Origin of the sequence: Streptomyces sp. NPDC020780 (genome assembly GCF_044334475.1) — a bacterium.
Classification (GTDB): domain Bacteria; phylum Actinomycetota; class Actinomycetes; order Streptomycetales; family Streptomycetaceae; genus Streptomyces.
The window spans coordinates 160285-168592 of sequence record NZ_JBIRTB010000016.1 but is presented as its reverse complement, the minus strand read 5'-3'; the positions used below and the strand labels follow the sequence as shown (position 1 = coordinate 168592).

Genomic DNA, 8308 nt, shown 5'->3' with positions numbered 1-8308 from the left:
GCGGGCGGGGTCGCGGCCCCCCCCCCCGGGGGCCCCCCCCCGGGGGGGCGCGCCCCCCCCCCCCCCCGCCCCGCCCCCCCCCCCCCCCCCCCCCCCCGCCGCCCCCCCGCCCCCCCCCCCCCCCCCCGGCCGCCTGTTTGCGCCGTATCGTGGAGTACGGCCGACCGTCCCCCTCCGCACGCAGAAAGGCGCCGCGCAATGGTGCAGATCAAGACCCCCGAGCAGATCGCGAAAATGCGCGAGGCGGGCCTGGTGGTCGCTGCCATTCACGCCGCCACCCGCGAGGCGGCCGTTCCCGGGGCCACCACGAAGGACCTCGACGAGGTCGCCCGCAAGGTGATCGCCGATCACGGCGCGAAGTCGAACTTCCTGGGGTACGGCGGATTCCCCGCGACGATCTGCACGTCGGTCAACGACGTCGTGGTGCACGGGATCCCGGACGAGAAGACCGTCCTCAAGGACGGCGACATCATCTCGATCGACGCCGGCGCCATCGTCGACGGCTGGCACGGCGACGCGGCGTACACCGCCTTCGTGGGCACCGGTCACGCCCCGGAGCTCATCGAGCTCTCCCGGGTGACCGAGGAGTCCATGTGGGCCGGGATCGCCGCGATGAAGGTCAACAACCGGCTCGTCGACATCTCGAAGGCCATCGAGTCCTACATCCGCCGCCAGCCCCGCCCGGCCACCGGCAAGTACGGGATCATCGAGGATTACGGCGGGCACGGCATCGGCACCGAGATGCACATGGACCCGCACCTGCTGAACTACGTCTCGCGCAAGCGGGGCAAGGGCATCAAGCTCGTCCCGGGCGTTTGTCTGGCCATCGAGCCCATGGTCTCGCTCGGCACGGCGCAGACGAAGATCCTCTCCGACGAGTGGACGGTCCTCACGACGGACGGCTCATGGTCCTCGCACTGGGAGCACTCGATCGCGCTGACCGAGCAGGGCCCGCTGGTCCTGACCTCCCCCGACTGCGGCCGGGCCCGGCTCGCGACGTACGGCGTGGAGCCCGCGCCGGATCCGCTGGGCTGAGCGGCCGGAGTCCGGCGCAGTGGTTCCGACGCCCATGCGGCGCCGGTCCCGCGAGGACTGGGGGCGGGGAACCCGCGCCCGGTCCGGTGGCGGCCGCAGGTCCGGGTCGCCGCCAGGGCTTAAGGATCAGGGTAAGTGGGCAAACTTGACGGATTCGTCTTTTGGAGTCCGCTGACGTAGACTGACTCGTCGGCTCTCGTGCATCCGTGTGTCCGCATGCGGCGGTGCGAAGTCGATCAAGGTAGCCGATTCGAAGGGCGAAGCGTGGCCAAGAAGCAAGGTGCCATCGAAATTGAGGGCACCGTGATCGAGTCCCTCCCGAACGCCATGTTCAAGGTGGAACTTCAGAACGGTCACAAGGTCCTCGCGCACATCAGCGGCAAGATGCGGATGCACTACATCCGTATCCTTCCCGATGACCGGGTCGTGGTGGAGCTCTCTCCGTACGACCTGACGCGTGGCCGGATCGTCTACCGGTACAAGTAGATCTTGCCGCCACCGCTGCCACGGCGCGGTGAGGGCACTGACCCGGAGAACCTGACATCCCATGAAGGTCAAGCCGAGCGTCAAGAAGATCTGCGACAAGTGCAAGGTGATCCGCCGTCACGGCCGGGTCATGGTCATCTGCGACAACCTGCGCCACAAGCAGCGCCAGGGCTGACGCACGACCACCTGCATCTCGCAGCTTTTCGCGCGACGCACGTAAACGTACATACGCAGTGCCCGTCCACGCTTCGGCTGACGACACCTCCGGCGGGGGCCGGGGACCCGGGCGTACCACCTCCCTCACAGGCGAGGTCGGCGTTCGGGAGCGGTACTGCGGAAGACCCCCGACATGACAACTGGAGCCATTGAATGGCACGCGTTTCAGGTGTTGACATCCCGCGCGAAAAGCGCGTGGAGGTTGCCCTCACCTACGTCTTCGGTATCGGGCGCACCCGGTCCAAGGAGATCCTCGCCACCACCGGCGTGAACCCGAACACCCGCGTTCGCGACCTGGCCGAAGAGGACCTGGTCAAGATCCGCGAGTACGTCGACGCCAACCTCCGCACCGAGGGTGACCTTCGCCGCGAGATCCAGGGCGACATCCGCCGCAAGATCGAGATCGGCTGCTACCAGGGCATCCGGCACCGTCGCGGTCTGCCGGTCCACGGTCAGCGCACCAGCACGAACGCGCGTACCCGTAAGGGCCCGCGTCGCGCCATCGCCGGTAAGAAGAAGCCGGGCAAGAAGTAGTCCTCAGCGGACGTACTGCGGTTCCCCGGGTCACCGGACTCCGCAGCAACCAGCGGTCTTCGCTGTAGGACCGATCACCTCCCCTCTCCATCTGGAGTCAAGACATGCCCCCCAAGGGTCGTCAGGGCGCAGCCAAGAAGGTGCGTCGCAAGGAAAAGAAGAACGTCGCTCACGGGCACGCCCACATCAAGAGCACGTTCAACAACACCATCGTCTCGATCACGGACCCCTCGGGCAACGTGATCTCCTGGGCCTCCGCCGGCCACGTCGGCTTCAAGGGCTCGCGCAAGTCCACCCCCTTCGCCGCGCAGATGGCCGCCGAGTCGGCCGCCCGCCGCGCGCAGGAGCACGGCATGCGCAAGGTCGACGTCTTCGTCAAGGGTCCCGGCTCCGGCCGTGAGACCGCGATCCGTTCCCTGCAGGCCACGGGCCTCGAGGTCGGTTCGATCCAGGACGTCACCCCGACGCCGCACAACGGCTGCCGTCCGCCGAAGCGTCGCCGCGTCTGATCCGTCACGGCCGGTGACGGCCGTGCGTCAGTAGCGTCGGATGCGGGCGGTATGTCCCTTCGGGGACGTGCCGCCCGTATCCTTGTCTCATCTGTCGGGCATCAAATAGCGGGTGCCCATGACTGAAGGATCACAGCATGCTTATCGCTCAGCGTCCGTCGCTGACCGAAGAGGTCGTCGACGAGTTCCGCTCACGGTTCGTGATCGAGCCGCTGGAGCCGGGCTTCGGTTACACCCTCGGCAACTCCCTGCGTCGCACGCTCCTCTCCTCGATCCCCGGTGCCGCCGTCACCAGCATCCGGATCGACGGTGTCCTGCACGAGTTCACCACCGTGCCGGGCGTCAAGGAGGACGTGACCGACCTCATCCTCAACATCAAGCAGCTGGTCGTCTCCTCGGAGCACGACGAGCCGGTCGTGATGTACCTGCGCAAGCAGGGCCCCGGCCTGGTCACCGCTGCCGACATCGCCCCGCCGGCCGGTGTCGAGGTCCACAACCCGGACCTGGTCCTGGCCACGCTGAACGGCAAGGGCAAGCTGGAGATGGAGCTGACCGTCGAGCGCGGTCGCGGCTACGTCTCCGCCGTCCAGAACAAGCAGCTGGGCCAGGAGATCGGCCGCATCCCGGTCGACTCCATCTACTCGCCGGTGCTCAAGGTCACGTACAAGGTCGAGGCGACCCGTGTCGAGCAGCGCACCGACTTCGACAAGCTGATCGTCGACGTCGAGACCAAGCAGGCGATGCGTCCCCGTGACGCCATGGCGTCGGCCGGTAAGACCCTGGTCGAGCTGTTCGGTCTGGCGCGCGAGCTCAACATCGACGCCGAGGGCATCGACATGGGCCCGTCCCCGACGGACGCCGCGCTCGCCGCCGATCTGGCACTGCCGATCGAGGAGCTCGAGCTCACGGTCCGTTCGTACAACTGCCTCAAGCGCGAGGGCATCCACTCCGTGGGTGAGCTCGTGGCGCGTTCCGAGGCCGACCTGCTCGACATCCGCAACTTCGGTGCGAAGTCGATCGACGAGGTCAAGGCGAAGCTGGCCGGCATGGGCCTGGCGCTCAAGGACAGCCCGCCCGGATTCGACCCGACGGCCGCCGCCGACGCCTTCGGCGCGGACGACGACGCGGACGCCGGCTTCGTGGAGACCGAGCAGTACTGAGCCGTCTCCCGGCCGGGGGCACTCCTGTGAGGAGTGCCCCCGGGCCGGGTCGGCCGGGAGGACTTCCGTGGGGCGACCGCCTCGCGGGAACTGACACCGGTACCTGATACGGCCGGTGCAGCACACAAGGAGAAAACCATGCCTCAGCCCGCCAAGGGTGCCCGTCTGGGCGGCAGCGCTGCGCACGAGAAGCTTCTTCTCATCAACCTCGCGAAGTCGCTGTTCGAGCACGGCCGCATCACCACGACCGAGGCCAAGGCCCGTCGCCTGCGTCCGGTCGCCGAGCGTTTCATCACCAAGGCGAAGAAGGGCGACATCCACAACCGTCGCCTGGTGCTGCAGTCGATCACGGACAAGGGCATCGTGCACACGCTCTTCACCGAGATCGCCCCGCGGTACGAGAACCGCCCCGGTGGTTACACCCGCATCACCAAGATCGGCAACCGTCGTGGCGACAACGCCCCGATGGCGGTCATCGAGCTGGTCGAGGCCCTGACCGTGGCCCAGCAGGCCACCGGTGAGGCCGAGGCCGCCACGAAGCGCGCCGTCAAGGAAGACGCCCTCAAGAAGGACGAGGCTCCGGCCGAGACCGTCGAGGACGCCAAGCCGGCGGACGCCGCCGACGAGTCCAAGGACGCCTGAGCGTACTGAGACCCCGTTGCGGGCCCGTACCACCCTTCGGGGCGGTGCGGGCCCGTTCGGTTTTGAGAGGATACGCGGGTGAGTGATGTGGCAGAGCCCGGCTCCGTACGGGTACGGCTGGACCTTTCCTACGACGGGAAGGACTTCTCCGGCTGGGCGAAGCAGACCAGCAGGCGCACGGTGCAGGGCGAGATCGAGGACGCGCTGCGGACGGTGACGCGTTCCGCGGTGACGTACGACCTGACGGTCGCCGGGCGGACCGACGCCGGGGTGCACGCCCGGGGGCAGGTCGCGCACGTCGACCTGCCGGCGGAGGTGTGGGCGGAGCACGAGGAGAAGCTGCTGCGGCGGATGGCGGGCCGGCTGCCGCTGGACGTGCGGATCTGGCGGGCGGCCGAGGCACCCGCGGGGTTCAACGCGCGCTTCTCCGCGCTGTGGCGCCGCTACGCGTACCGGGTGGGGGACCGGCCGGGCGGGGTGGATCCCCTGCTGCGGGGGCACGTGCTGTGGCACGACCGCCCGCTGGACGTGGACGCGATGAACGAGGCCGCCGCCCTGATGACGGGGGAGCACGACTTCGCGGCGTACTGCAAGAAGCGGGAGGGTGCCACGACCATCCGTACGCTGCAGAAGCTGCACTGGGTACGGGACGGGCACACCGGCGTCCTGACGGCGACGGTGCAGGCCGACGCCTTCTGCCACAACATGGTGCGGGCTCTGATCGGCGCGGCGCTCTTCGTCGGTGACGGGCGGCGTCCCGCGGCCTGGCCCGCCGAGGTGCTGGCGGCCCGCGTCCGGGACCCCGGAGTGCATGTGGTCAGGCCGCACGGGCTGACGCTGGAGGAAGTGGCCTACCCGGCAGACGCGTTGCTGGCGGCCCGGGCCGAAGAGGCGCGGAACGTCAGGTCGTTGCCGGGGGCGGGCTGCTGCTGACCCGCCGTCGGCCGGGCGCCGCCGGGGTCAGCTGCCCCGGACGGAGCGGACCGTCCGGCGCAGCAGACCCACCCTGCGGGGGTGGCCGCTTCTCCGCCTCGCCCCGGTACGCGCCGATGTTCTCCGGCGGCGGGACTCAGGAGGCGGGGGCCGCGGCGGCCGCCGACGCCTGGACCTCGCCGCGGTGGCGGATCTGGCGGAACGTGAAGTCGGTCAGGTCGTCGCCGACCGCGTACACGGCCTCGTCCGCCCTGGACACGTTCTTCCCGCTGGTGAAGCCGCCGACGGTGAAGTAGGCGTAGCGGCCGTAGGAGTTGGCGGTGCGGCGGCACACGGACCCGCCCCGGCAGAAGGTGGGGACACCCCCGCCACTGAGGGAGGCGATACCGCCCGACGCCTGCTGGGCCGCCTTCTTCGCCTCCGCCTCGGTGCCGAAGACGGCGAGCCCCACGGTGACCGCGACGCCGCCCCTGCTGTACGTGGCCCGGATGACCTGGTCGCAGCCGTTCGAGGCCAGGATCGAGCCGAGCGCCCCCTGGGTCGTGGCGGCGCAGCCGGTCGTGGAAGCGGTCGCGCCCTTGGCGTAGACACGGTCACCCATCGTGAGCTTCCTGCCGGGGAAGAACGCGTCCACGGTGACCGGGGCCCTGTCCTTGCGGGCGTCGGCTATGTAGTCCTTCGGGTCCGGCGGGGGCGGCGGGGCCACCGAGGAGAAGGACGGCTGCGGGACCGCACTGTCCGAGGGCAGGTCGACGGGGGTGGGAAACTCGCTCGCCTTGCTGCCCCCGCCCGAGGTCCCGCCGCCGGTCGTGATGACGGCCGTGGCGACGATCGCCGCGACCGCGGCGGTGGCCAGCGCACCCCCGCCGATCATCAGCCACTTCTTCCGCCGGCTGCGTGCCGCGGACGCCTCGGCCAGTGCCGCCCAGTCCGGAGTCCGGCTGTCCCCAGGCCCCCAGGAGGGCCCCCCTTGCCCAAAGCTCATGCCGCGAATCCTAGACCGACGGTAATCCGTTTGGGTCAGGGGTGCGCGGGCCGTGACAATGCTGTGCATGGGACATCTCGAAGCGGGCCACCTGGAGTACTACCTGCCGGACGGGCGGGTGCTGCTCGGCGATGCCTCGTTCCGGGTGGCGGACGGGGCGGTCGTCGCCCTGGTCGGGGCGAACGGAGCGGGCAAGACGACCCTGCTGAGGCTGCTCGCCGGGGAGATCCAGCCGCACGGCGGCTCGGTCTCGGTGAGCGGCGGACTCGGGGTGATGGCCCAGTTCGTCGGTTCCGTACGGGACGAGCGGACCGTCCGTGACCTGCTGGTCTCCGTGGCGCAGCCCCGGATCAGGGAGGCGGCGAAGGCCGTCGACGCGGCCGAGGAGCGCATCCTCACCGTCGATGACGAGGCCGCGCAGATGGCGTACGCGCAGGCGCTCAGCGACTGGGCGGAGGTGCGGGGGTACGAGGCCGAGACGCTGTGGGACATCTGCACCATGGCCGCGCTCGGTGTGCCGTACGAGAAGGCGCAGTGGCGCGAGGTGCGCACGCTCAGCGGCGGCGAGCAGAAGCGGCTGGTGCTGGAGGCGCTTTTGCGGGGCCCCGACGAGGTGCTGCTGCTCGACGAGCCGGACAACTACCTCGACGTCCCCGGCAAGCGGTGGCTGGAGGAGAAGCTCAAGGAGACCCGTAAGACGGTGCTCTTCGTCTCCCACGACCGGGAGCTGCTCTCGCGGGCCGCGGAGAAGATCGTGAGCGTGGAGCCGAGCCCCGCCGGTTCGGACGTCTGGGTGCACGGCGGCGGGTTCGCCACGTACCACCAGGCGCGCAAGGAGCGGTTCGCACGCTTCGAGGAGCTGCTGCGGCGCTGGGAGGAGGAGCACGCCCGGCTGAAGGCACTGGTCCTGCGCATGCGGCAGCAGGCGGCGAACAGCCCCGACATGGCGAACCGCTACCACGCGATGCAGACCCGCTTCAAGAAGTTCGAGGAGGCGGGCCCGCCGCCCGAACCGCCCCGCGAGCAGGACATCCGGATGCGGCTGCGCGGCGGGCGGACCGGTGTGCGGGCGGTGACCTGCGCCGATCTGGAGCTGACCGGTCTGATGAAGCCCTTCGACCTGGAGATCTACTACGGGGAGCGGGTAGCCGTTCTCGGATCCAACGGGTCGGGCAAGTCGCACTTCCTGCGGCTCCTGGCGGGGGAACCGGTGGCGCACACCGGTGAGTGGAAGCTCGGGGCGCGCGTGGTGCCGGGGCACTTCGCGCAGACGCACGCCCATCCGGAGCTGCTGGGAAGGACGCTCGTCGACATCCTGTGGACGGAGCACGCCAAGGACCGCGGCGGCGCGATGTCGGTGCTGCGCCGGTACGAACTGGAGCGGCAGGGGGACCAGGCCTTCGAGAGGCTGTCCGGCGGGCAGCAGGCGCGCTTCCAGATCCTGCTCCTGGAACTGGCCGGCACGACCGCGCTGCTGCTCGACGAGCCGACGGACAACCTCGACCTGGAGTCCGCGGAGGCCCTGCAGGACGGCCTGGAGGCTTATGACGGCACGGTCATGGCCGTGACGCACGACCGCTGGTTCGCGAAGTCCTTCGACCGCTACCTGGTCTTCGGTTCGGACGGCGTGGTCCGGGAGACCACGGAGCCGGTCTGGGACGAGCGCCGGGTCGAGCGGGAGCGGTAGACCCGCGCGTTTTGACCCGTCCGGGGCCGAGCGGGTATCGTCGGCCGTTGTTATACGTATTGGCCTCGTCGTTCTACGCGAAGAGCCTTACGTAGGTTCTCTGGAGCAGTTACCAGTGGCT

At 69.7% G+C, this 8308-nt stretch carries 10 protein-coding genes; 9 read left to right on the top strand and 1 reads right to left on the bottom strand.

Translation table 11 applies throughout. The annotated features are described in order from the left end of the window. Positions 1-198 precede the first annotated feature (198 nt). The 8 genes from map to truA all read left to right on the top strand — a co-directional run bounded on the left by map (position 199) and on the right by truA (position 5515). On the top strand, positions 199-1035 hold the full coding sequence (gene map, locus ACH4VO_RS27370) for a type I methionyl aminopeptidase (RefSeq protein ID WP_360998026.1): 837 nt from the start codon (positions 199-201) through the stop codon (positions 1033-1035). 264 nt (positions 1036-1299) lie between these two features. Continuing rightward, positions 1300-1521, top strand: coding sequence for a translation initiation factor IF-1 (gene infA / locus ACH4VO_RS27365; protein ID WP_003956442.1), 222 nt, complete (start codon positions 1300-1302; stop codon positions 1519-1521). Between the two features lie 61 nt (positions 1522-1582). Then, positions 1583-1696, top strand: coding sequence for a 50S ribosomal protein L36 (gene rpmJ / locus ACH4VO_RS27360; protein ID WP_003956441.1), 114 nt, complete (start codon positions 1583-1585; stop codon positions 1694-1696). A gap of 194 nt (positions 1697-1890) precedes the next feature. Then, positions 1891-2271 (top strand): 30S ribosomal protein S13, encoded by a 381-nt coding sequence (gene rpsM, locus ACH4VO_RS27355; protein WP_014047799.1) that lies wholly within the window; start codon positions 1891-1893, stop codon positions 2269-2271. Positions 2272-2375: 104 nt separating this feature from the next. Next, entirely contained in the window at positions 2376-2780 is a 405-nt protein-coding gene (gene rpsK, locus ACH4VO_RS27350; RefSeq protein WP_003956432.1) for a 30S ribosomal protein S11, read from the top strand. 137 nt (positions 2781-2917) lie between these two features. After that, entirely contained in the window at positions 2918-3940 is a 1023-nt protein-coding gene (locus tag ACH4VO_RS27345) for a DNA-directed RNA polymerase subunit alpha (protein WP_069171149.1), read from the top strand. Positions 3941-4078: 138 nt separating this feature from the next. Beyond that, complete coding sequence (gene rplQ / locus ACH4VO_RS27340) at positions 4079-4582, top strand: 50S ribosomal protein L17 (protein ID WP_360997983.1); 504 nt, start codon at positions 4079-4081, stop codon at positions 4580-4582. 78 nt (positions 4583-4660) lie between these two features. Then, positions 4661-5515, top strand: coding sequence for a tRNA pseudouridine(38-40) synthase TruA (gene truA, locus ACH4VO_RS27335; protein ID WP_360997986.1), 855 nt, complete (start codon positions 4661-4663; stop codon positions 5513-5515). 136 nt (positions 5516-5651) lie between these two features. On the opposite strand, the gene ACH4VO_RS27330 is transcribed toward truA, so the two are convergent. Beyond that, the gene (locus ACH4VO_RS27330; protein ID WP_360997988.1) at positions 5652-6500 is read right to left on the bottom strand and encodes a hypothetical protein; all 849 of its coding nucleotides are present in this window, start codon (positions 6498-6500) and stop codon (positions 5652-5654) included. 67 nt (positions 6501-6567) lie between these two features. Here ACH4VO_RS27330 and ACH4VO_RS27325 point away from each other — a divergent pair, with 67 nt between their 5' ends. Further along, positions 6568-8187, top strand: coding sequence for an ATP-binding cassette domain-containing protein (locus tag ACH4VO_RS27325; RefSeq protein ID WP_360997990.1), 1620 nt, complete (start codon positions 6568-6570; stop codon positions 8185-8187). The last annotated feature ends 121 nt before the right edge of the window (positions 8188-8308 follow it).

Excerpts from the sequence above, each read along its gene's own strand:
- map (WP_360998026.1), top strand. The coding sequence starts at position 199 with ATGGTGCAGATCAAGACCCCCGAGCAGATCGCGAAAATGCGCGAGGCG.
- rpmJ (WP_003956441.1), top strand. The coding sequence starts at position 1,583 with ATGAAGGTCAAGCCGAGCGTCAAGAAGATCTGCGACAAGTGCAAGGTG.
- rpsM (WP_014047799.1), top strand. The coding sequence starts at position 1,891 with ATGGCACGCGTTTCAGGTGTTGACATCCCGCGCGAAAAGCGCGTGGAG.
- rpsK (WP_003956432.1), top strand. The coding sequence starts at position 2,376 with ATGCCCCCCAAGGGTCGTCAGGGCGCAGCCAAGAAGGTGCGTCGCAAG.
- ACH4VO_RS27345 (WP_069171149.1), top strand. The coding sequence starts at position 2,918 with ATGCTTATCGCTCAGCGTCCGTCGCTGACCGAAGAGGTCGTCGACGAG.
- rplQ (WP_360997983.1), top strand. The coding sequence starts at position 4,079 with ATGCCTCAGCCCGCCAAGGGTGCCCGTCTGGGCGGCAGCGCTGCGCAC.
- ACH4VO_RS27330 (WP_360997988.1), bottom strand. The coding sequence starts at position 6,500 with ATGAGCTTTGGGCAAGGGGGGCCCTCCTGGGGGCCTGGGGACAGCCGG.
- ACH4VO_RS27325 (WP_360997990.1), top strand. The coding sequence starts at position 6,568 with ATGGGACATCTCGAAGCGGGCCACCTGGAGTACTACCTGCCGGACGGG.